Origin of the sequence: Achromobacter sp. 2789STDY5608615 (assembly GCF_001298995.1) — a bacterium.
GTDB classification, from domain to species: Bacteria; Pseudomonadota; Gammaproteobacteria; order Burkholderiales; family Burkholderiaceae_B; genus Achromobacter; species Achromobacter insuavis.
Genome location: NZ_CYTY01000012.1, coordinates 147,699 through 170,202 on the forward strand (window position 1 = coordinate 147,699; position 22,504 = coordinate 170,202).

Annotated in this window: 24 protein-coding genes and 2 pseudogenes; all 26 read right to left on the reverse strand. The window is 67.0% G+C overall.

The genetic code is table 11. The annotated features are described in order from the left end of the window. Positions 1-235: pseudogene (locus AOZ49_RS33965) on the reverse strand (pilus assembly protein PilL); the annotation flags it as partial. 159 nt (positions 236-394) lie between these two features. After that, positions 395-2,677: a helicase-related protein gene (locus tag AOZ49_RS12955; RefSeq protein WP_016451645.1), complete on the reverse strand. Its 2,283-nt coding sequence runs from the start codon at positions 2,675-2,677 to the stop codon at positions 395-397. A gap of 132 nt (positions 2,678-2,809) precedes the next feature. Continuing rightward, on the reverse strand, positions 2,810-3,925 hold the full coding sequence (locus AOZ49_RS12960; RefSeq protein ID WP_054475724.1) for a DUF6094 domain-containing protein: 1,116 nt from the start codon (positions 3,923-3,925) through the stop codon (positions 2,810-2,812). A gap of 67 nt (positions 3,926-3,992) precedes the next feature. Next, the gene (locus AOZ49_RS12965) at positions 3,993-4,649 is read right to left on the reverse strand and encodes a hypothetical protein (protein WP_004265557.1); all 657 of its coding nucleotides are present in this window, start codon (positions 4,647-4,649) and stop codon (positions 3,993-3,995) included. Between the two features lie 500 nt (positions 4,650-5,149). Continuing rightward, a complete protein-coding gene (locus tag AOZ49_RS12970; RefSeq protein WP_054475727.1) occupies positions 5,150-5,977 on the reverse strand; it encodes a DUF932 domain-containing protein in 828 nt (275 codons plus the stop codon). Between the two features lie 137 nt (positions 5,978-6,114). Further along, positions 6,115-6,384, reverse strand: coding sequence for a hypothetical protein (locus AOZ49_RS12975; protein ID WP_054475729.1), 270 nt, complete (start codon positions 6,382-6,384; stop codon positions 6,115-6,117). A 7-nt stretch (positions 6,385-6,391) separates the two neighbouring features. Beyond that, positions 6,392-6,784: a hypothetical protein gene (locus AOZ49_RS12980; protein ID WP_003454873.1), complete on the reverse strand. Its 393-nt coding sequence runs from the start codon at positions 6,782-6,784 to the stop codon at positions 6,392-6,394. 101 nt (positions 6,785-6,885) lie between these two features. Continuing rightward, positions 6,886-7,515: a DUF3275 family protein gene (locus AOZ49_RS12985; RefSeq protein ID WP_003454876.1), complete on the reverse strand. Its 630-nt coding sequence runs from the start codon at positions 7,513-7,515 to the stop codon at positions 6,886-6,888. A gap of 120 nt (positions 7,516-7,635) precedes the next feature. Next, positions 7,636-8,199, reverse strand: coding sequence for an STY4534 family ICE replication protein (locus tag AOZ49_RS12990; protein ID WP_003454879.1), 564 nt, complete (start codon positions 8,197-8,199; stop codon positions 7,636-7,638). Between the two features lie 298 nt (positions 8,200-8,497). Further along, positions 8,498-8,842: a hypothetical protein gene (locus AOZ49_RS12995; protein WP_003454883.1), complete on the reverse strand. Its 345-nt coding sequence runs from the start codon at positions 8,840-8,842 to the stop codon at positions 8,498-8,500. 143 nt (positions 8,843-8,985) lie between these two features. Continuing rightward, positions 8,986-9,351, reverse strand: a complete 366-nt coding sequence (locus AOZ49_RS13000; protein WP_003454886.1) for a DUF3085 domain-containing protein — start codon at positions 9,349-9,351, stop codon at positions 8,986-8,988. Positions 9,352-9,426: 75 nt separating this feature from the next. Beyond that, positions 9,427-10,224: a hypothetical protein gene (locus AOZ49_RS13005; protein WP_003454887.1), complete on the reverse strand. Its 798-nt coding sequence runs from the start codon at positions 10,222-10,224 to the stop codon at positions 9,427-9,429. 292 nt (positions 10,225-10,516) lie between these two features. After that, on the reverse strand, positions 10,517-11,233 hold the full coding sequence (locus AOZ49_RS13010; RefSeq protein ID WP_016451644.1) for a DUF5983 family protein: 717 nt from the start codon (positions 11,231-11,233) through the stop codon (positions 10,517-10,519). A gap of 80 nt (positions 11,234-11,313) precedes the next feature. Beyond that, positions 11,314-11,778 carry a hypothetical protein gene (locus AOZ49_RS13015; RefSeq protein WP_054475731.1) on the reverse strand — a complete coding sequence of 155 codons (465 nt, stop codon included), beginning with the start codon at positions 11,776-11,778 and terminating at the stop codon, positions 11,314-11,316. A 103-nt stretch (positions 11,779-11,881) separates the two neighbouring features. Further along, positions 11,882-12,274, reverse strand: coding sequence for a hypothetical protein (locus AOZ49_RS13020; protein ID WP_003454890.1), 393 nt, complete (start codon positions 12,272-12,274; stop codon positions 11,882-11,884). 25 nt (positions 12,275-12,299) lie between these two features. Next, complete coding sequence (locus tag AOZ49_RS13025) at positions 12,300-12,551, reverse strand: hypothetical protein (RefSeq protein WP_003454891.1); 252 nt, start codon at positions 12,549-12,551, stop codon at positions 12,300-12,302. An 805-nt stretch (positions 12,552-13,356) separates the two neighbouring features. Continuing rightward, a pseudogene (locus AOZ49_RS13030) lies at positions 13,357-15,373 on the reverse strand (DNA topoisomerase III). 277 nt (positions 15,374-15,650) lie between these two features. Further along, positions 15,651-16,100 (reverse strand): single-stranded DNA-binding protein, encoded by a 450-nt coding sequence (locus AOZ49_RS13035; RefSeq protein ID WP_003454893.1) that lies wholly within the window; start codon positions 16,098-16,100, stop codon positions 15,651-15,653. Next, positions 16,097-16,648, reverse strand: coding sequence for a DUF3158 family protein (locus AOZ49_RS13040; protein WP_004265525.1), 552 nt, complete (start codon positions 16,646-16,648; stop codon positions 16,097-16,099). Before AOZ49_RS13040 ends, AOZ49_RS13035 begins: the two co-directional genes overlap by 4 nt. Continuing rightward, on the reverse strand, positions 16,645-17,424 hold the full coding sequence (locus tag AOZ49_RS13045) for a PFL_4669 family integrating conjugative element protein (RefSeq protein WP_004265522.1): 780 nt from the start codon (positions 17,422-17,424) through the stop codon (positions 16,645-16,647). Before AOZ49_RS13045 ends, AOZ49_RS13040 begins: the two co-directional genes overlap by 4 nt. Before the next feature lie 229 nt (positions 17,425-17,653). Next, positions 17,654-18,904: an STY4528 family pathogenicity island replication protein gene (locus AOZ49_RS13050; protein WP_040828142.1), complete on the reverse strand. Its 1,251-nt coding sequence runs from the start codon at positions 18,902-18,904 to the stop codon at positions 17,654-17,656. Between the two features lie 3 nt (positions 18,905-18,907). Continuing rightward, positions 18,908-19,468, reverse strand: coding sequence for a DUF2857 domain-containing protein (locus AOZ49_RS13055; RefSeq protein WP_003454899.1), 561 nt, complete (start codon positions 19,466-19,468; stop codon positions 18,908-18,910). A 12-nt stretch (positions 19,469-19,480) separates the two neighbouring features. Further along, entirely contained in the window at positions 19,481-21,142 is a 1,662-nt protein-coding gene (locus AOZ49_RS13060; RefSeq protein WP_040828177.1) for a ParB family protein, read from the reverse strand. Beyond that, a complete protein-coding gene (locus AOZ49_RS13065; RefSeq protein WP_003454921.1) occupies positions 21,135-21,392 on the reverse strand; it encodes a hypothetical protein in 258 nt (85 codons plus the stop codon). Before AOZ49_RS13065 ends, AOZ49_RS13060 begins: the two co-directional genes overlap by 8 nt. After that, on the reverse strand, positions 21,376-22,242 hold the full coding sequence (locus AOZ49_RS13070) for a ParA family protein (protein ID WP_004265510.1): 867 nt from the start codon (positions 22,240-22,242) through the stop codon (positions 21,376-21,378). Before AOZ49_RS13070 ends, AOZ49_RS13065 begins: the two co-directional genes overlap by 17 nt. A gap of 40 nt (positions 22,243-22,282) precedes the next feature. Then, positions 22,283-22,501 (reverse strand): AlpA family transcriptional regulator, encoded by a 219-nt coding sequence (locus AOZ49_RS13075; protein ID WP_004265507.1) that lies wholly within the window; start codon positions 22,499-22,501, stop codon positions 22,283-22,285. Positions 22,502-22,504 lie beyond the last annotated feature (3 nt).

Consider the following 22,504-nt stretch of genomic DNA (forward strand, 5'->3'; position numbering starts at 1 on the left):
GTGCCGGTTCCGGCACCATCTCGACCAGCGTGTAGCGCCCGTAGCGGGCCACCGGGATCAGGCCCGGCTCGGGCTCCGGGGCGATGGTTCTGACCAACACCGCAGGCTCGGGGAGCGAGTCATGGACAGTGGGAGGGCTCGTCGTGCCCGTGGCGGCGCAGCCGGTGATGAGCACGCAGCCGGCCAGCAAGGCAGGCACAGCCAAGCGGTGAGCGACGCAGGTGAGTGGTTGCATGGGGCAATTCCCTGGAACACGGAGCCCTCACCATCGCCGCCGCGAAGCGTTCGGGCAGCAAACAAAGGGAACTGGCAGGCGCCCGACTTCATCGCGCGCCATCGATGCACGGAAAAAAGAAGCCGGCGCCCCGAAGGGCAGCCGGCGTGGGTGGGTGGATCAGGCCGCGACGAGTTGCCGGGCCAGTGCCACCTCGACGGAATCACCGTCCTGGTTCAGCACGTCCAATCCCGACTCGGGCACGTCTCCCGACGTGCTCTGCGAGACCATGATCTTTCGCGCCATCAGCCCCAGGCAGGTCATCTGCGAGGAAGCCGCGTAGCCGAGGTAGATCACGCGAACCGGCAGCTTCTGGCCGATGCGCCATGAGCGCCGGGCCGCCTGCTGCAGGCTGTAGACGTTGTAGCCCGACTGCATGAACACGATCGTCGGAAACTCCAACAGGTCCAGGCCGGTTTTCACCAGCTCGGGGTTCGTGATCAGCACGTCGATGCCGCGGTCCAACTGCTCGGCGATCCAGTCCTCGCGGCGGGAGGCATCCACGCTTGCGCGCAGCACCGCCACCTTGAAGCCTTCCTGCTCCAGCAGCACCTTCAAGCGCGACGTGGTGTCGCGCGTGCCGGTGTAGACCGAATAGACCAGCGTCTTGCGACCCGCAGCCTTCTCCTGCTTGCAGATCTCGATCAGCTCGCGCTCCTTGGGCATCACCTCCAGCTCGTTGAACTGAGCCGGAACGAAGGCCAAGGTCTGGCGTGTGCGCGGGTGCACCACCGTCTCCGACCGGAAGCAGCAATCCGGCCAGGCCAGCAGCACGTTGAGGACCACACCGAGCAGCGTCGTGTCGCGCTTGGCCAGCGCCTGTTTCAGCGCCGAGGTCAGACGAAACGACAGATCGCGATAAGCCGCGGCTTGCGCCGTGTCCATCGCCACCTCGCGGAACTCCTCGTCGTAGGACGGCAGCACGTTGCCGCCGATGTCCTTCAACTTGAGGAATACCGTGAACGGCAGGACGCAACGCAGCACGCCCTTCGGGCCGAAGCCCGGCGCCTTGACCGTGCGCACCGAGACCTTGCTGCCCTTGGCCGTCTTGTGCGCCGTGCCCGTGCTCTCGGAATAGATGTCCTTGAGGATGCCGTGATCCCTCATGAACGCCATCGCGGCCGAGGTCATGCTGCCGCTCTTGGTCGGGCGGTAGCCGTCTTCGATCATTCGCCCAGGCAGGGCTCGGAACAGCAGGTGGAACAGGTCGTCGCCGTAGCCGCCCATCAGCGTGCCAGTGAGCAGCAAGGCCTTGCGCGCCTTCGCTGCGAGCACGCCCATGGCCTGGCCTTGGGCGCTACCGCCGTTCTTGTACTCATGCGCCTCGTCGGCGATGAGCAGGTCGAACGTGCCTTGCGGCAAGTACCTTTTGATGAATTCGCTGGGCTGATACCCGCCCTCGCCGAAGCCGAACTCCATGTTCGCCATCGCCCGCTCCATGCGGTGCGCCTGACGATCCGAGAACACCAGCTCACCGTTGGCATCCATGAGGTTGATGAACTCGTGGATGTTGTCGCCCAGCATTGAGGCCAGGAAGCCGTCGCCGAACTTCTTCATCAGCTTATGCGCCGTGACCTCTCCGATGGTCGGGATGCGCTGCAAGGCTTTGAAGACGGCCGTGGACTGGTCGCTGGCGGACAGGCTCCGCGGTCGCATCAGCGTCCACAGCGGTGCGGCGCAATGGCTGCACCGGCGGCGGTAGTCCTCGGCTTCGAGTTCGACCGGGTTGATCGGCTCGCCGTCGAGATTGGTGATGACCTGGCCGCAGTCCGGGCATGCGCCCACTTCGCCGTGCCGCGTGCGCCGCACGTTGAAGACGGGCTTCCAGTGGAAACCCATGCGCATCCGCACGCGACCGAGAACGTAGAACTCCTGGCCGCGTACCGGCACGCCCAATTGCTCGCGCAGTTTGATGAGCTTGACCAGCGTGTCCGGGCCATTGAGCACCCAGACCTTGGCGCCGGCCACCGTCTCCTGGATTTCCCGGCGCCATTTGTAGACCAGGTGAGGCGGCGAGAGGATCAGCGTGCGGCGATAGCCTTCGGCGTGCAGCACGGCCGCCGTGGCGATGCCGACCGTGGTCTTGCCGCAGCCCATCTCGCCATTGACGATCGCGGCGCGTTCGCCGCGGTCGGCCAGCAGCTCGGTAACGGCATGCACCACCTCGGCCTGCGCGCCGAACAGCTTGCGCTTGAGACTGGCCAGCACGAGCTGGCGATGCGGCCGGGCCTGGCCGGTGTAGACGGGAGGGTTGGCGCGGTTGAGCGAGTCCAGCAGCTCGTCGCCGAATTCGGCAACGAAATCCTGAAGGCTCATCGCCAGGGGAGAAGCAGTCGCTTCGAGCACGTCGCTCTGGACGGGCGTGCCATCAGCGGCGGGAACGACTTCGGTATCGAGGGACATGGTGATGCTCCAAAGAAGATGGGGCATGCACCTCCCCCTGCGGGGCGATGGCATGCCCCGGGGTGGGAAGAGAAGAACGGCGCGAAGCCGCAGTGGAAGAACAGATCGACGGCGACCGTCAGGGAACAGCGATCAGCGGATGGTCAACACCTCGCCGCAGGTCGGCGAGCCTGGTGTCATGTCCCAGGCACGGATGACCGGCACGAACTTGTCGGTCAGGATGCGCGTCTCGGCCACGGAACCGTCGTCGCGCTCGGTGTACTCCGTGTGCAAGGTCTTCTCCTTGTGGGTGTCGCCTTTGACGACGAGCACGCGGCCCGTCTTGGACTTCACCACTCCGGAGATCGCACCTGCGGCGAGTGCCAAGGCGAGATGCCAATGCGATAAACCTCGCGCCGGGGACCGCAGCGACTGCTGCGCGGCGCCCAGGTGCGTGTCGAGCGTCGGCCAGAGCCCTTGCAGTCGGCCGACTTCCTCGGCGAACTGCTCGGGCTCCATCGTCACGCGGTAGAAGTGCTCCGGCTCGGCCGTGGCAGGCACCGTGTAGGGCAGGAACGGCCATTCGACTGGCAGCTCTTCCGCTTCGGCGTCGCCAAGACCTATCTGCAGCAGCAGCGCGCGCGTGGCCTTGACAGACTCCGATGCCTGGTCGCGCTGGCGAACCTTGCGACCGAAGATCACGACCTGCTTGAACTGCGTGTCCACCGCGCGGTAGATGCGCAACTCGGCGAAGTGCCGGGTCAGCCATCCGACCAGCTCGGCGTCGAGCACGTAGTGCGGGACGATGTAGATCAGCACGCCGCCGTACTGCAACAGCGGCAGCGCCTTCTGATAGAACAGCTTTTCCAGCCGAGCGCGGCCCTGGCCCTGGTAGCCGACGTTGCCGTTGGTGTCCTTGGACAGGTCGCCATACGGCGGGTTGAGCCACAGCAGGCCGAAGCTCTGCCGGCTGATCAGTGTGTCCATCAGGTCGCCGTGGATGCAGCGATCGACCAGTTGCCGGGCATGGCGTGCGCGCTCGGCCTCGTACTCGACGGCGAAGGCCTGGACCTGCTCGCGCCCGAGGGCGTGCGCGGCTTCGGCGATCGCCACGCCTTCGCCGGCGCAGGGATCGAGGATGCACAGCGGCCCGGCCGAGGCCTCGGCGGGCGCCAGTGCGGTGAGTGCTCTTTCGAGCGTGGGTTCATCCGTGGGGAAGTGCCCGTTCTTGACGAAGTTGCGGGCGAGCCGCGGGAACATGAGGGCCATGGGAATCTCCTGGCATTGAAGATGAAGGGATGCGGACATGCGCGCGTGCATGTCCGGTGAAGGAACCTCAAGCCACCGCTTCGAGCGGTTGCGCCGAGGGGGTGCGGCTGGCGGGTGCGCCGCCGACGAGCGCGCCGCTGCGGATCAGGCCGCCCAGCACCTCGGTCAGCGTCGGCACGTCGATGGCGAGCCGATGGCCTTCCAGAGGCCCGAGGGCGAACGGCAGGCGCGTCAGCATCGACTTCGCCTGCAGCAGTTCCAGTACGCTGTCGCGCCAGGGATCGAGAAGCGGCAGCGGGCACGTGTCCCGCACCAGCGTCCACAGCCGGTCGAGCCGGTGCGTGGAATCGCGAGGCAGGAGCGCCAGTGCGCTGGCGTTGGCCTTGTCGGGTTTGACGCAGCGCCGATCGAACAGCCAGATGTTGGTCAGCGAGCCGAACAGCGTGCGCCGGTAGGCGCGTGCGCTGCGTTTCTCCAGGTTCTCGACGTTGCCGACGAAGACCGGGATGCTGGCGCCCTGCTCGGTGATGACGTGGAACTGATCCAGTCCCTGTTCGTCCCGGCCCAGGGTGAGGCGGGCCAGGAATTCCTGGACGGCGGTGTCGCGCGCCCAGAGGGAGATGAAGACCAGGTTGCCGTTCTCGTCACCGACGACGCCATCGGCCATCAGGTCGGGGCATTCGTCGATGCGATAGAGCGTCTTGGGGGAAGAAGGTGCAGGCATGGTGATGTCCTCGAAGTGAGCGGAGACAGCACCAACCGCGAGGGCAGTCACTGCCCCAGGGGGATGGAAGAAGACGCGGTGAGCGTCGTGGTGAAGAATCAGACCGTGCGTCGCAACGCACCGTAGCCTTGAAGGTCTGGACTACCTGGGCATGTTGTCGGCAACGCCGACGGACATGGGACATAGCCTGCGCCAAGGTGCGCCTACAGCGGGAGCGGAAAACCGACCCAGCGTCCAACCCTGTTTGCGCTGGCGCATCGCCCGCGGCCTGGAAGGACGGCCATAAAAGAAAACCGCCCCGGGAACACCGAGGCGGCAAAGATGACTGCTTGGCTCAGGGAGGAAAAGCCAGGGAGGTATGCAGTCGAACCGCAATTTTCGCGGCGGCAGCGAATTGCCGCATTAGGGTTACACCGAACCAAACTGAACGTGGTGCGCTGGCAGCACAGCGCCGCCAAAGAAAAAGCGGACCATGCCGCGAGGCACGATCCGCTTGTGGGTCAGGCTTTGAGCTGACGCAGGCCATCCGCGAGCAGCCAAAGCGCCCGGTTGAGCCGGACGTTCTGGTCGATGCCCTGAACGGGTCGCGTGCGCTGCTGGCGCCCGTTGGCGGCACGGCCAGTCAGGCCGCCCTTGACCAGGTTCTCCTGAACCCGGTTGAAGACCGACCAAAGATCGGCACGGTTGTCGTCGAAACGACGAGGCCGCAGGATCTGCGTCTCCGTGATGGGCAAGGCCTTGCCCGACTCGTCGTACTTCAAGGTCAGCGCCGACCTGGCGAAGACTTCGGCCTCGCCGTCGTCGAGGGTGATGACGCGCATGGCGTCGCGCGAGTCCTGCACGCGCTCGAAGCCGTGCAGCACCTCGTAGGCGCCTTCGATCACGTGATCGGTGACGTTGCCCTTGTGGGGCACGCGCACGTCGGCGAAGGTGTCGCCGCACACCAGGCCGTTGTGGCAGACGAATCTGAACATGCCCGCGAGCATCTGGTAGCTGCTGGTGCCGTCGTGCGAGTTGAGCAGGATGATCTCGTTCGCCTCGGCGCCGTTGATCTGGCTGGCGTGGCGAAGGCGCAGCATGTGCTTGGTGTAGTCGCGGCGATCCTCGTGTCGCACGCGGGTCTGGCGCACCATGAACGGCTGGAAACCTTCTCTGCGCAGTTCGGTCAGCACAGCCGCCGTGGGGATGTAACTGTACCGTTCGGAGCGGCTTTCGTGCGGGGTGTCCGCGAAGATGGATGGGGCCACGGTGCGAATCTGATCGTCCGACAACGGATGGTCGGCGCGCAGCACCGGGGAACGAGGGGCGAAGCGAGATGCGAGTTGCATGATGATCTCCTTGCGGAATGGAGCAATCGGCATCCAGCGGCCGAGGCCGGATGCGTGCGATTGCGTAGGACGAAGAAAAGCCCTGCTGAACAGGGCCTGATGAAAGGGATGAAGAAGTGCGCCGCGTGAAGGCCGGCCTATGGGTTCGGAACCGGCTCCCAGCCGCGGCTGTGCGGGTTGAAGCAAAGCGCTTCCTGGCCTTTGAGGATCGGCGTGAAGCCGTCGAGAAAGACGTGTCGCAGGTACAGCGCGCGGTAGGTCAGTGCCTGCCACGCCTGTTCTTCGCTCAGGCCGTTGGCGATGAAGTGCTCGCGCAGTTCGTCGTCGTCGGAAACCTCGTTGTTGGCCAACTGGTCTTCGACGAAGCGAAGCAGCTCGGGCCGCAAGGACGACATGAGGGTGTCCATGTTCGCCTCAGTCGGTGGCTGCATCGCCGGCCGCTTTGCGCGTCGGCTGCTGGTGGAAGGCATGCACCCTTGCGCGCCAGGTGGCGCAGCGCTGCGGCGCCATGTCGAGATAGCGCAGCGGGCACGAGTAGTAGTACGGGTGCTCGGCCTCGACCAGGAACTTGTAGCCCCATTCGCGGCCCTCGCTTTCCAGCAGATGGCAGCCGATCAAGGTGGCCGACTCGCCGGGTGCGAGACCCAGGACGCCGGCCTGCTTGGCGGTGACGCGCGCCACCGTCCACAGCACGTTGCCGACCAGCGTGTGGTCGATGACCTCACTGCGCGACCGCTCGGTTTCCTCGGTTGCGGTCAGCTCGCGGATCAACTGATCGCGCGTCAATCGAACGAATGTCCAGCCCATGGAATGACTCCTGTGAGAAAGGGCCGGAGTCCTCCCGCCGGGGAAGGAGCCCCGGCGGGTGGTGGAAAGCCGCAGGCATGCGGCGCGAAATGGCGATGGGATCAGACCCTGGTGAGGTGCCAGTCCTGGGACAGCGGAGCGAACTCGTAGCCCAGGTCGCCGAGGCGGTCGCGCTGCTGACGCAGCACGCGCCGATCCACGGTGGCATCGAGCTTGACGACATCGCCCAGCGGCCAGAGTGTGCCGAACAGCGCCGCGTCGCCGTCGTCGTCCGCATGGGCCGTAGCCTCGGCAGACGCAGCAGCCGGCTCGCTGCCGAACGGCGTGGTATCGACCAGCGGGTCGCGCGAGCTGCGCGCCTTCTTCCGGCCGGCCGCCTTGGGGGCGGTCGTCGGCGTCGGCGTGGCGGTCTGCGCTTCCTCGTCGATCGGATCGACTTCCTGCGGACTCAGCCGGCGGGCGTCGTCACGGCTCAGGGCGTCGATGTTGGACAAAGTCATCCCACCCAGGAGGGCGCGGATCTCAATGACCATGCGGCCGTTGGCGGTGTACGTGGACGGGCGAATCTCCGCGATGGCGAAATCGCCCTCGTACTTGCCTTCGGCGTACTGGTCGAGTTCGGCGTTCTTCACGACGAACTCGCCGATGGAGGTCGCAAGGCGCCCGACGTTGAAGTCGCCGTTACGGCCGTGGATGGTCTTGATGGCCAATTGGCCGGGAATGGTGATCATGAAGAACTCCTGCGGACGAAGCTGCGATCACGCACACGGCCGTCATGGCGACGGTCGCATGCGCACGCGAGTGGGAGAAGACAAGGCCCCGGACTCAATTCAGAGTCGGGGCCTTGCGGATCAGAACGACTCGGCAACTTCCAATGCAGGCGCATCGGCAGTGGCTTCGTCGGCAGCTTCGGCGGCGGGCCTGGCGGGCTCGAACGCAGCGGCTTGCGGCTCAGCGAACGTCGCGGGGACATCCGTGTTACGCACGTCGCGTTCGTCGCGCTGGTCGGCATCGGTCGGCTTGGGCTCGGCCTTGTAGACGAGCTTGCCGTCGACCTTGATCCAACTGACGAACAGCAGGCGGGCCTTGAAGCTCACCCCCTGCTCGCCGGCACGCTTGCCCTTGGAGTAGGTGAAGGTGTCGGCCCACAGGTCGCCCAGACGGAAGCCGATCATCACTTTCTTCTCGGCATCGACCGCTTGGATGCAGCGGCGCACGAGGTGCTGCGCTTCGGAGCCCGAGACGCGCGTGTCGAAACGCACGTAGGCCACGTCATCGCTGGGGCCGTTGAGCGCCGCGATGTCGCAGGCCAGGAACGCATCGCCTTTCTTGGGCTTCACTTCGCGGATGCGATTGAGATACCCGAGTCCGGTGATGTGCAGGTCGAAGTAGGACTTGTCGGTGGAAGTGGTCATGGTGAATCTCCTGAGAACAATGAGGCGGAGACACACCCGACCCAAGGCGGGGAAGGTGTGGAACCCCCGCGTGGGTTGAAGGAACAGCTTGGGTGGCATCACCATCGGGAGAACCGATGGCTGTTCGCGCTGGGATGCCGGAGCGAACTGGTTGATCAACGCGGTCGGAACCGCGTCGCAGTCTTGAAGATCGAGACTGCCTGGGCATGCTGCTGACGGGCGTCAGCGGAACATGGCGGCAGCGTGGCGCCAGGCGCGCGCCCGCGCGAGCGGCAATCGGCACCGGCGGCTGTCCGCATTAGTGGCACCCTCTCGCCACCGGGTTGGGCAGGTACTGCCGCTTGCGGACCAGCATCTCGAAGGGCTCGCCCGCGCGGCTGGCGGTATCGAAGTCCACCACCACGAAGCCCGGTTCGATGGGCCGGTACTCCAGCCAGTGGATCGGCACTTGCCAGTGCTCGGCGCAGTCGCGCACGAAGCGCAAGGTGGCTTCCACTTCTTTTCCGGTGTTGGCGAAGCAGACGACGGCATCTGCGGGCAGGCCGCCGTTGGCTTGCAGCACGCGCCAGAGCATGTACGCGCTGGTGCGGCCGCCGCTGAAGCTGATGCAGGTCGGTTGCTCGATCTTGAACGGGTCTCGCATGCAGGCGTCACCAGGCGGTGGCACCGGCAGATGCCGGCGTGAGCGGCCCGAGCCGGACTGGAGACGAGCGCGTGCGATGCGGCCATGGGCCGCGGCACGAGATAAAGAGAAGCCCCCGTGAAGGGGGCTGGGAAGCAGTACGGTCAGTGGCCGGCCGGTGCAGCGGATACCGCCTGCATCGACAGGTGCGTGACCGTGGCCGACACTTCGAGGTCGTCCTCGCTGTGCAGGATACGGGTGAGGACCCGTTCCTGCAGGGCGAAGAACTCGCCGAAGTCGTCGCCGCCGAATTCGGCGCGCGCCAGTTCCCACCAGTCGTCGAACGCATCGACATCGGGGTTGCAGCCCACGGCGTAGGCGATGGTCTTGCGCCGCCCATCGGGCCGGCTCTCGCCGTGCTCGGCCATGAAATACACGCCCTGGTCCTTGACCAGGATGACGCGGCACTGGTTGGCCGCCGCCTCGGCAAGCACGGGCCGAAGCTCGGTGCCTTTGAATCGAACAGTCATGGAAGTGGTCTCCAACGGTGAAGGAAGAAGGTTTCCCGCCGCGAGGACGGGAAGCCGCTTGGGGACGTGAGGGGATCAGTGCTGGACGGGCTTGCGACCGGACAGGCGCTGTACGCGGATGAGGCGCCAGCTCCCGTCGTCGATCAGCCGCTCCAGCACCTGGCCCAAGGTGTCGAAGAACACTTCATCGACCCGCTCGACCAGCTCGCCTTCGCGATGCAGCTCCACCGCGTAGGTGTCGAGGCCGCGTTCGTAGAGCACGGTGACGCGCCCCTGGAACTTCGCCGAAGCGACGGTGAAGCCGATGGCCGGCGGCGTGGCGATGATGTTGCTGGGGCTCGGATCGACCACCGTGAAGTCCCGCGCGCCGGCATCCACCAGCAGGTGCGTGATGCGGCGGAATCCATCGGGCGCGGGCAACTGCTCCAGTTGGTGGATCAGCTCCTGCAGCTCGGGGCACTGCGGCTCGGGGATCGGCAGCTTGGCCGGCGCGGAACCCAGGATGAGCCGCTTCACCGTGTACGGCTGGCCGTCGGCGGTGAACTCAGTGCTCTCCTCGGGCGTATCCGCGCGCAAGCCGTCGAAGCGGCGCCGCGCATACGGTTCGACCTGCACCTTGGCGCCTTCGTCGGGCACGTCGGTGACGAGGGCCTTGTCGAGCACCGCGAACTCGGCCCGCCCCGTCTTGACGACGATGGCCTCGTCGGTGGTGGCGATGACCTTGCCCTCGAAGGGCTTGGGATCAACGTGGAAGCCCAGCGTCGAAACCTTGGGCTGGCCGTCGAAGATGTTGAACTTGAAGCTGCGGACGTTGGAAGGCACGTGGCCGCGAACCAGCGTCGGCATCTGTGCGCGGATGGCTTGGGTATCCATGGAAGACTCCTTGTGGCAACCAAGGGACTTCCGCCCGCAAGGGAGGTGTGTCCCTTGGGGGTGAGGTGGATGGACGCGACATGCGCCCGGAGAAGGAATAGCAACCAGCACGGCGAACCGTGCCGCAGCCTCGAAGGTCTCGACTGCCTGGGCATGCTTGCCGGCAACGCCAGCGAACATGCGAGCAGCGTGCGTCAGGCGTGGGCCAGCGACGCGGGGGAATCGGCACTGCGCGTCCACCGGCTTCGTCCAGAAAGAATACGAGCCCCGCGTGGGGGCTCGAAAGGTGGTGTCAGTCGTCGTAGATCGGCAGGCCGTCCAGCACCTGCGCATCGGCATCGAAGACCAGCATGCGCACGTCGGCGAGCGCGGCCAGGTGCAGCACGTGCATGAGGGATTCCGGCATGCCCTTCTTGCGATGCTCCTGCATCAGCCGCTTGGCCGTGATGCCTTCGACCGCGCGCAGGTTCTCGTCGGTCCAGGGCGTGGCGATCAGCTTCAACCCGATGGCCGGGCCGTACGGGATGCGGAAGGCGACGAACAGGAACAGCGTCGGCGTGGCGATGTCCGCCAGTTCGGCGAGGAAGCGGTGTGCGTCGGCGTCGAGGTGCGCGCTGCTGATTTCCCAGCACCGGCTGTAGTAGCCGGTTTCATAGCGCAGGCGCCGCACGACTTCCCGCGCCGCTTCTTCGGAGTAAGTGTCGCCCACGTGCAGTGGCTTGCCGTCTTCCTCGGCCATCACGGCATAGACCACGTTGCGGGCGAGCCCGTGGCTGCGGCATTGCGCCTGCAACTCGTTGGGGACCACCTGGTCCTCGGTGATCAGCACGAAGTCGTCCGAGAAGATGCAGGCCCGCCGTTCGACCTGGCTGTCCGGCAGATTCGACTGCGAAGGATGCAGCGGCAGGTAGGTCAGCGGGCAGTCGTCGTCGTAGGAGATGGCGAGCAGCCGCTGGACGGACAGGCCGTCGTAGCCGCGGACAAAGGGATTGTTGTTCGAGTAGGACATGGGATTTCTCCAGCAGGGGATGGCCGAGGCAATCCCCTGCTGGGGATTGAACCCCAGCGGGTGGATGAAGTGGCAGCCGGTCAGCCGGCAGCGGTAGAGGACGGGTCGCCCAGCGCCTTCAACAGGTCGAGCAGGCCGCCATTCGCAAGCTGGTACAGGCGGTTGTAGTCGTCGCCGGTCGGCGCCTGCTCCAGGCGATCCAGCCGCGCATCCAGGTTGAGGGTGCTCTGGTGCACGTTGCGGGCGATGCTCAGCGCGGAAGGTTTTCCGGCCGGCTTAGGTGCATCGAGCACCGAAAGGACTTCAGCGGGCGATGGGTAGCGGCAGTCGGGTCCGTACTCGACCGGGAACACCTCGCGCCCGGTCAATCCGGTATTCGGGGTTCCGCTGCTGACATGCAGCACATACTCGTCGGGCACATCATTGCCGGCGTAGTCGAACACCACGATGCGCGGCTTGCGCACGTCGGCCGGCCAGCCTTCAAGGATGACCGCATCGATGTCGTCGTCGGTCACGAGCAGACCGATGGAAAAGTCAGGGGACATGAATCACTCCTTTCAAGAAAAGGAGGGACATGGCCCCATGCAGGGACGCATGTCCCTCGTGGGGTGGGAAGAAAAGAAGAACGTCGGCAGGCCGCAGCGCGGCTCACCAGCCGTTGTAGTTCAGCGTCAGGTCGGCGACGACCTTGCGCCGTTCCAGGTCGAGGCCGCCCAGGTCGGACAGACCCTCGAAGCCGCAACGCTTGAGCATCGCACCGCCCTCGCGGGCGTTGTAGAAGCTCACCATCGCGGACAGGAACATCCGCTGGCCGCTGCTCAGGACGCCGAGGGCATCGTTGAGCATCAGCAGCTTCGGCCGCAGATCCCACTTGGTGGTGGCACGCTGCAGGCCTTCGCGGGTGCCGTCGCCGAACCATTCGGCTCCGGCGATGTCGACGCCGCGTTTCCACGCCTCGAAGAAGGCTTGGGGCGCGGCGGCGAAGTGCTGGTGTTCCAGCTCGATCTGATCAAGTACCTCTTGAGGCAGGGCACGGTTCATGACATGGGCTCCTGGTGGTTGGACATCACGGGTGGAGGCGCTGCTGCCAGCGGCCCGTTTGCAGGGCGTGCTCGGCGGCGTGGTGCGAGCGGAAGTAGCTGACCGACTCCCGCGAGACCGGGCCGTCCGCATCGGCGGTGCCGATGTAGTGGCCGGCTGCGCTGCACAGCACTTGCAGGGGCAGGCGCTTGCCGACGCAGGCCAGGGCCTGGTAGCCGATGGATTCGGCTCGGGCCTGTTCAGCACTCAAAGGTGCCGATGCGAGCGCAAGGGACATGGTTTTCTCCTGTTGGTTGAAGACCGGGAGCACCACGCCCTGACGGGAGCGGATACCTCCCGAAGGGTTGAACATGAAAAGCACCCGCGTCGTGGCGACGCGCGTCCGCGGCGGTCGGTGCGAAGCGGACTGGATCGGTCAACGCGGCGAACCGCGTTGCAGCCTTGAGGACCGGGGCTGCCAGGGCATGGTGCTGACGACCGTCAGCGACACATGCGGGAAGAATGAAAGCGCGGCGGCCCTCCGTCGCTGATCAAACGGAACCGAACGCCGTCCAGTTTGGGCCGAGCGCTGGCAAGAGCAGCGATGCACGATTCCGTTCGCCCACGACAAAGGCGCCGAAGCCTCGCAAGGCTTCGGCTGGAGAGAAATCAATCCACCTGTGGGCTGCAAGCAGGCCAGGCCATCGTCAAAGCCATTCGCTGCGTCAGCAATCTCACCCGGCCCGTTTCGTGGCTGGGGGCCGGAATCCTCTGGCGTGCATCCACACACAAAGGGAGCCCGTTGTTCCGCCGGCGGGCACCGGCACCGAATACCGTCGACCGCAAGCGGTCTCCTGGCGCCTCGCAGTTTTGCACACCAAGGCGTCAGGAGACCGCTCGCGTATCGGCGGAAGCACCTCGATCAGGGGAACCGCGGCGAACGCGATCCGGGGAGAAATGACCTTCTCGCCCAGCAGGCCGTGATGGGCCTGCAGGACGCGCACACCGTTGCAGAAGGGAACGCGCGCTGGGGAGTCCCGCGGGGTGCGGGAGGTTTGCCCCGCCGTCGGCAGCAGCCGGCGTGGCAGAGGGAAACGTGGGCGTCAGCTCGCCTTCGGAGACCGACGCCGCGGGCTTGGCGCTGCGGGCTTGCCTGTCGCGGTTTCGACCGGCTCCGTGCCCTTGCAGTCCGGGTAGCGGCTGCACGACCAGAACGCGCCGTTCTTGCCAGTGCGCTGGCGCATCGGGGCGCCGCACTGCGGGCAGCTCGGCGCGGGCGGCAGCTTGAGGGGGGGGCGTTGCGCCGCGGTACTGCTGCACGAGCTGGGCGACCCAGGCCGATTGCTTGGCGATGAAGGTGTCCAGCGTCATCTGGCCGGCCTCGATCATGTCCAGCGCCTGCTCCCACACCGCCGTCGTGCCCGGATCGGCGATGGCCGCCGGCACCGCGTCGATCAGCGTGAAAGCCGCATCCGATGCGCGGATGGCACGGCCCTTCTTCACAAGATAGCCGCGTGCCAGTAAGGCGCTGATGACGTTGGCGCGCGTGGCCTCGGTGCCGATGCCCGTGGTGTCCTTGAGCTTCTGCTTCAGGCGTGGGTCGGTCACGAGCTTGGCGACGCCCTTCATGGCTTTGACCAGCTCGCCCTGCGTGTAGGGCTTGGGCGGCAGCGTCTTCAACGCCTTCAGATCGACCTGGCCGACCTGGCAGGAAGCTCCAGCACGCAGCGCCGGCAGCACCTGGCCGCGCCGCGCTTCCTCGCCGTCCGCGTCGTCGGGCTCCGGCGCCGCCAGTACCTGGCGCCATCCGGCCACCGCGATCTGCTTACCGACCGCGACCAGCGACTGCCCGCCGCACGTAAGCTGCGCCACCGTCCGGTCGAATTCGTGGTGCGGCAGGAACTGCGCGAGGTAGTGGGCGCGGATCAGCCTGTAGACGGCCAGCTCCTTGTCGCTCATCGCCGAGAGGTTCGCCGGTTCCAGCGTGGGAATGATGCCGTGGTGCGCCGTGACCTTGCCGTCGTTCCAGGCCCGCGAACGCTGCTGGCGATCCAGGCGGTCGATCAGCGGGCGCAGGCCGGGGTCGGTCTTGAGCAGGCTGTCGAGTACGGTGGGCACCTCGGCCAACATGCTCTCGGGCAGGTAGCCTGAGTCCGAGCGCGGATAGGTGGTCGCCTTGTGCGTCTCGTACAGCGCCTGGGCAATGTCCAGCGTCTCCTGCACGTCCAGACCCAACTGCTTCGAGCACACCTCCTGCAGCGTGCCGAGGTCGAACGGCAGCGGCGGCCCTTCGCGCACGCGCTCTGTTTCCACCGACAGCACCTGGGCGGCACCGGCCGCGCGCAGGCGCTCGGCAGCCTGCTGCGCCACCGGCTGTTGCAGGCAGCGGCCGGCGTCGTCGGTGCTGCCCTGCGGCGGCGTCCAGCTTGCGACGAAGGACTGGCCCGCATGTGAGAGTGCAACCTCGATGGCCCAGAACGGCACCGAAACGAAACGCGCGATCTCGCGGTCACGGTCCACCACCAGCTTGAGCGTCGGTGTCTGCACGCGCCCGACCGACAGCACGCCGGTGTAGCCGGCCTGGCGCCCGAGCAACGTGAACAGGCGGCTCAGGTTCATCCCGATCAGCCAGTCGGCACGCGATCGGGCGAGCGCGGAGAAGTAAAGCGGCAGCGTCTCGGCGGACGGCTTGAGCGTGCCCAGGGCCTTGCGGATCGACGCATCGTTGAGCGCCGACAGCCACAGGCGCTGGATCGGGCCGCGGTAGCCGCACAGCTCGATGATCTCGCGGGCAATCATCTCGCCCTCGCGGTCGGCGTCGGTCGCGATCACCAGTTCGCCCGCCTTGGCGACGAGCTGCTGCACGACCTTGAACTGCGCCGCGGTCGCCGCCTTGGGCTCGACACGCCAACGCTCGGGAAGAATAGGCAGTTGCTCGATGCCCCAGCGCTTGTACTGCTCGCCGTAGCCTTCGGGCGGAACCGCTTCGACCAGATGACCGATGCACCAGGTCACGACGACACCCGCACCGCTGTAGCAGCCGTTGCCGCGTTGGCCGGCGCCCAGCACACGGGCGATGTCCTTGCCCTGGGACGGCTTCTCGCACAGGAACACGCGCATGAAGCCTCCTTGGAAGTGTGCGGTCATCGGATGGCCCCAGCTTGGCCGGGCCAGCGGATGACGGCAGCAAGGAAGCCGATTGGCGCAGACACCGCTTTGTGATCGGCAGGCGATGCGTTGCCGCAGCGGCATGCGCGAAGCCGCAACGGCTGGCGCAGCGGGAGCGTCGTTTCGGGAGGGCGGCTGGAACCCGGTGGAACACCCTGGAGCTATCCCCTGGGGATAGCTGGTGCATGGCGGGCGTCTGACGGTTGCTACAGCCGCCCCCTGCGGGGAATCAGCCCTTGGCCTTGGTTTCCTTCGACGCCTTCGTCCCCTTGGTCTCCTTCGGCGGCGGTACTGCGGCCTCGGGTTCCAGCGTCCTGGCGCTGAGGGTCACGGCCTGGATGCGGTACGGCAGAATGCCGATGCGGCGGGCCTCGATCTTGAAGGTCGTGCGCTCGTTGTCGTCGGCGTCCTCCCACTCGTCCTTCACCGTGCGGCCTTCTACCAGCACGCGCATGCCCTTCTGGTACAGGTCTTTCCAGTGGTCGGCGTCGCGGTGCCACAGCTCCACCGGCGCCCAGAAGCCGCCGCGGTCCTCGAATTCACCGTCCTTCTTTGGGATCGGGTTGTCGAAGTAGACGTTCAGGCGCAGCAGCCGGCGCGGCTCGTCGTTGCCGTTAGGGAATTCGCGATAGTCCGGCGCGGAACCGATGTTGCCCTCGCCGACGAAGTGCGTGCTCATGGAGACTCCTTGGGGGTGGTGGATGGAACCGACGCGGCATGCCCGTGGACACGTCGCAGGTAAGCCGCTTCGGCCTGCGCGGCCTTGCTGGCGCACTCCTGGGCCTGGCGGCCCAGCGTGTGAAGGAGGCTGATCTGCATGTTCAAAGCGATGCGCTGCAGCTCCATCGCGTACAGGTCGTCGATCAGCGAGGCCGGCGTCGCCGGGCGGTCGAGCAGCGATTCCCACAGCGCCACGCCCATGGAAGAACGGTCGTGGTTGCGCCAGCGCAGGAAGGTCGTGCCTGCGCCAGTGGTCTGCTGGGCCAGTTGCACGTCGAGCAGCGAGAAGGGGTAGGCCCGCGCCTGTTGCAGCACGCGCCGCTGCGCCAGCCCGATTAAGTCGTCGCGCAGCGCCGTGCACTGGTTGGCCCAGGCCTCCAGACTCCCCTTACCTTTAAAAGGCTGTAAAAGGCCTTTTAGGTAGGAGCCGTGTTCCAGGCGCTGGAAGTCCGCCTGTTCCAGCGGCAGGAAGCGCGCCGGTTGGCCGTTGGAAGACGATGCTGTCATGCCTTCGTGCCTTCGCCGTCATGGTCGTGGTCGTCGTCCGCCACGTCGGCTGCGCCAGCGCTGGGTGCGGCATCCGCGGCTTTACCAGGCTTGCCCGACCGCCGTGCGATCGGTGGCGCAAAGCGCGAGCGGCGCGTGCCTTCGAGCACGTCCTGCGGCAACTCGCCGAACTTCTCCAGCGCCGCCCGCGCCACCGCGTTCTTCGAGGCGAAGTCGTCGCGCGTCGCGCCGGAGTAGCGGTACTGCTGTGCCAGCGAGAACAGGCTGCGCAGCGCATGCGCGCCGTCGTTGAGCCAGCGTTCCAGCGTGCTGCGGTCGATCAGCGCGGTGTGGTGGGCGAGGATCAGCTTGCGGGCCAGGTCGTCGTAGTCGGCCAGCAGGTACACCGCTATGAAGCCGAGCTGCGCATTGACGAACAGCGGCAGCTTCACGGGCTGCACGTTCATGTTCTCGCCCAGCGACAGCGCGGGCGGCACGTCGGCCAGCGCCTGGTCCACCTGCTCACGCAGCGCCTGCAAGCTGTCCTTGGTCTGCGTCAGCTTGTCCTCGATGCGCAGCATCCAGAAATCCGAGTAGGGATCGTCCTGCTCGGCGCCGCGCTTCATCTTGTTCATCACGCTGATGTAGCCGTTCAGGCCGATGATCCCGGGCCGGCCCTCGGCAGGCGCTCGGCCATGCCAGATGCGTGAAGCGTGGTGGGTGTGCAGCGTCAGCGACATCGCGCTGCGCAGCGATCCGAGATTCAACTGCAGGGGCGGCTGGGATTCATTGGCCATGGTGACGACTCGCGGTACGGGAACGAGCCGCCAGCATCGGCATCGCCCGGAAGGGCGTCAGTCAACAAACCGCAGCGGGTGCGCTCCCGGTTGTCGCCCCGGAAGGTCGCGTGTTCCGTCTATCCCCAGGGGATAGGTCCGCGCCGGGCTGCGACCGTGCGACGCATGACAGAACCGAAGCCGATGCCTGGAAGGCTTCGTGTCCCAGCTATCCCCTGGGGATAGCTGCTCAGGAATCGCCCAGGGTTGAACGCAGTTTCGCCAGGTAGGCCCGCGCTGCCTCGCGGCCAGGGCCGTTCGGCGCGGGCGGTGGCGGTGCAGACGGTGCCGGTGCGGCTGGCCGTGGCGGCGGCGCAGGCGGCGTCGATGGCGAACCGCCTTCGCCGGCCCAGGCCTTGAACTCGCCGCGCATCGCCTTCTGGATGATGCCGAACAGATAGCCGGCCGGGTTGCGTACCGCGCTTTTGCGGCAGCGCGCATCCCATTCGTCCAACACCGCCTGCCGCAGCGACTCGTCCACCTGCTGCAAGGCCACCATCGCGCCGCTTTGCTGCTCGTCCTTCAAGCGCAGCAGGCGCTCGGGCAGGCGCAGGTGCTGCAACGACTTCGCGCGCGGTACTGTACGTACTTGATTTATACGATCCATACGTACAGTACGGTCCTCCTTCGGATTCCGAAGTGAGCCGTCTGGCGCGGATTTCAGCCCTGCTTCGGATTCCGAAGACGGGCCTTCGAGATTCCGAAGCAGGCCGTCCTGGCCTTCTTCGGATTCGTGATCCACAGGCGCTTGTGGATAACTCGCGTCCGCCCATTCGTTGCGCGCCATGCGATGCGCCAGCACCTGCAGCCGCGTGGGCAGCGTGCGGCCGTTGAGCATCGGGTCTTCGGCGATCTCGCGCAGGGTGTTCATGCCGACGATCTGCACCGCCTTCGCCGCATGGGTCAGCGCCTGGCTGACCAGGCCGAGGTAGTCGGGGTCGAGCTGCATCGCCTCGAAGGGTGTCAGCGGTTCGTCGTGCAGCACGTAGAGGTTGCTCAGGATGCGCCCGGTCTTCGGGTCGCGGCGCCGTCGCACCAGGCTCAGCCAGCGCGTCAGCCGCAGCAGCGTCAAGGCGCGCGCCACGGTCTCGTGCGAGGCCTGCGCCGCGCAGGGCATCGAGGCGAGGTAGGGGCGAAGCTGGTCGTAGGTCGGGAACGCCGTCACGCCGTCGCTCTGGAGCTGCAGGCGGAGCACCTGCCAGGCGTTGCGCTCCAGCGGCGTCAGGCGCCGGTCGAGGAACAGCGCACGCGGCACGCTCTCGTGCCGGTTGCCGCTGTAGAGGAAGCCGTCGCTGACCGGCGCGGCCGGCAATGCAGCAGCAGCGCCGCGCGGGGCTGGCGGTGTCGGTGGTGCCCGTGGCACCAGTTCCCGCAGCGCGTCGTCGAACAGTGCCGACAGCGCCACGGGGCCATCGCGCCGGGGTGCGCCGCCGGTCGCCATGGCCTACACCAGCCCCTGGTCGATCCAGTTGCGTATCGCCGACCAGATCACCGACATCGGCAGGTTCAAGGTCTCGGCCAGGTCCATGGTCAGCGTCAGCATCGCCACCTCATCGTCCAGCGCGATGCCGCGCTCCATGACGCCGGCCTTCCACTGCTTCCACAGCGCCGTGTCCTGCGCCTCGTCCAGCACCGGATGCCGCCCCTTGCGCTTGGGCAGGCCGAGGATGTCGCGGCGCAGGGCCACCTCCTGGTGCGTAAGCCCGTAGAAGCGGCTGACCATCTCCGTGCTGGCGCCCAGGCGCAGCATGCGGTCGACCGTCGCGATCTCTCGCTCCACGTCGTGCACTTGGCTCAGCAGCCGCTTCAGCACATCGCGGTTCACCGACACCGAACACCACGACACCGTGGCGTTCACCAGCATGCTCACGAGTTCGGGGTGCTTGAGCGCGTCCAGCTCCTCCTCGCCGAAGCCCATCGCCTTGCAGCGCCGCAGTTGCCCATTGCGCAGGTCGTGCAGCGCCTGTGCGATGACGGCCTGGTTGAGCGGATGCGGTGCCGACATGATGGCCTCTGCTCAGGCGCCGTGGCCGGGGTTGCTGGAGGCCGCGCCGGTCTCCAGATCCAGCAGCCGGCGCGCCATGCGCAGCAGCCGGAACAGCTTTACCAGCCCGGCATCGCTCAGGCGCGGATATGCGCCGCCGCCATGCAGCAAGGCCGCTAGGTCGTCGGCCAGCCGGGCGCCATCGAAGCCGGGGGCGGGTCGGGGCGCGGCGCACAGCGCATGCAGCAAGGTCAGCACCGCACACGCGAACGGAGGCAATGCGCGCACCGCCGGGGGCGCCACGCAGACGAAGCCCATGCCGCCTTCGCTGGGTTCGACCTGCCCGGCCACGTCGGCTTCCTCGGCGATCTCGCGCGCGAACTGTGCGATGTGCACCCGCAGCCGATCCGGCACATCCAGGCCGGGCTCGATGTACCAGACATCCGAGATGGGGTAGAGCCCGCCCGCCTGCACAGGGATCGCGCGCAGCGCGTCGGCCTCGAAGTCGGGCAGCTTGTCGCCCATCTGATCGGCCACCATGCGCTGGATGGATTGCAGGCGTTCGGTGGTCGGGGCCGGGGACACGATGTGACCCTGCAGGCGTTCGTCATCCTGCTGCATGCCCTTGTCGCTGGCGGCCGGCGTGGAACCGGCCTGCGCAGCCTGGCCAGGGCCAGGCTCCGACGACTGCACCGAGGGGCCGGGCGGCAGCGAAGGCGGTGACGGTGGTCGCGGTGGCCCGGCCGGCACCGCAGGTCTTGCCGCCTGCAGCGGCGCAGGATCGCTGGTCAATGCGCGCTGCCGGCTCTCGCTGTCGTCGATTTCCAGGCTCAGCGTGTCGTAGTCCGCTTCCAGCAGCTCGGCCATCTGGCCGACCAGCTCGTCCTGCACCCGCTGCGGTGAGAAGTTGTCGGGCTGCGTGTCGAACTGCGCCAGCAGGTCCTGGAACAGCGTAGCGAAGTCCATCGACAGGTTGCGCCTCAGGGCATGCCGCTCCCAGGTGCGTTCGCAGGCCTTGCGCAGCACCGCGAGCCGTTCCACCTGATGCCGGCCGAGCCCGCCGTACAGCAGCATGGGGATCGCCGGGAGCAGGTAGTGCACGGCGTCCTGCATGCGGCTGATGTGCGACTGCGGCAGCGGGAAGCCATCGGCCGTAAGCCGCCGCGCCAGCTCGCTCTGCGACAGCGGCTGGCCGCTGTCCCGCCCCATTTCCTGCTCGTAGAACTCGCGCGCCTTCTCCACGCCCAAGGCCCGCTCGATGAAGCTGAGCCCGCCGCGCAACTCGTTCTCGGCCAGGTGCCCGGTCAGCATCACCACTTCGCCGCGCTGCGGCCACGGGCGGAACAGGCAGGGGATGCGGAAGAACCGTTCGTCTTTCGTCTCGCTCCACAGCTCGCGCAGGATCGCCAGGCGCGTGTTGCCGCCGTTGCGGATGATGTAGTGCGGTTCGCCGGGCCGGCGCGTGATCGCGGGCGGCGCATCGAGCCCGCGTTCGCGGATCGAGGCCTTGATGTCCTCGTAGGCCGGGTTGCGCGTCACGCGCGGGTCGTGGTCGTAGGGGCGCAACTGGTCCAGCGTCACCACCATCGGCGTGTCGGCGATGGGGTCGCTCAGGGCCGCGACCGAAGGGCCGTTGCGCTCGAAGCCCGAGGCCAGCAGATTGGCGGCCATGTCCTGCGGCGTCAGGTCAGCCACGGCCATTCTCCTGAGATGCTGCAACACCCTGGGCCGCCTGTCGGTCGGCGCGGCGAAGCTGCGCACGGGCGTTGCGCTCGGCGCGGTGGTCGCTCGCCGTCGAGCTGGTGTAGATCGGCGCGCAGCCTTGCTTCGTGAACAGCAGGTGCCCGCCGCGGGTGCGCACCACCTTCCAACCTTCTCCCAGGGCGAACTCGATCAGCCCTCGCAGCCGCTTGTGGCCGCGGGCCAGGTCATGTGCGCTGGCCATGGCCGGCCCCTCCCGCGTCGCCTCGGCCGGTGACGAGCGCAAAGCGCTCCTGCCACGCCGGGAACAGCTCGCCGGCCAGCGCGCGCATGGTCTCCAATGCGGCAGGTGCCGTGCGGCCCGCCGGCTGGCGGTATTCCACCCGATGCACCGGCAGTCCGCGCGTCGCGGCGCGCGGATAGGCTTCAATCGCCGGCACGTCGGTGTCCAGCACGCGCACGCCAGGCTGCTCCTGGAATACCTGACGCAGCGCCTGCTGGATCAGCCGCGCATTCGACGACACCGGATGCACGCGGTTGATGAGCAGGTGCAGCGGCGGCGGCTCGATGCCGAGGTGGCGGTACGGCGCGATGTCCTCGATGAGTTGCAGCGTGCCGCGCCGCAGCTCGCGCGCCGCGAGGATTTCCGGCGTCACCGGCGAAAGCGCCAAGTTCGAGGCCAGCACCGCCATCTCCAGCAGCACGCTGCGCGCGCCCTGGGTGTCGATCAGCAGCAGGTCGTAGTGCGGCGCCAGCGTGGGCAGCAGGTGGCGCAGCCGCAATCTGCCATCGGGCGCGTGCAGCAGCAGCGTGTTCAGCTCGCCGCGGTCGTCGTTCGAGAGCACCAGGTCAAGCCGCTCGATCGCGGTGCGCGACACCAGTTGCTCGGCGCGCTGCTCGTTGTAGGCCAGCATCTCGTAGATCCCGGCCGGCGCGCGCTCGGCCAGCGTGAAGTAGCTCGACAGCGTGGGCTGCACGTCCAGGTCCAGCAGCAGCACGCGCAGCCCGGTGTCGGCTGCGAAGCCGCCCAGGTTGGCCGCCGTCGTGGTCTTGCCGACGCCGCCCTTGGTCGAAATGATGGACACCACCTGCATGGGCCTCTCCCGGTTGAATGGCATGTACCGAGGAAAAGCGTCAGGCGCGCTCATCGAGGCGATCGGCGATCCATTGCTCGACCTCCTCCGAGTCCCAGCCCACGGCGCGCACGCCCAAGCGCAGCGCCTTGGGGAACTTGCCTTCTTTCATCAGGCTGTAGATGTGCGCGCGCTTGAAGCCGGTTTTGGCCTCGACTTCGGCGCGACGCAGGATGCGGTGCTCGGCCGGCACTGCCGGCGCGGTGGTCTGCGAAGACATGAG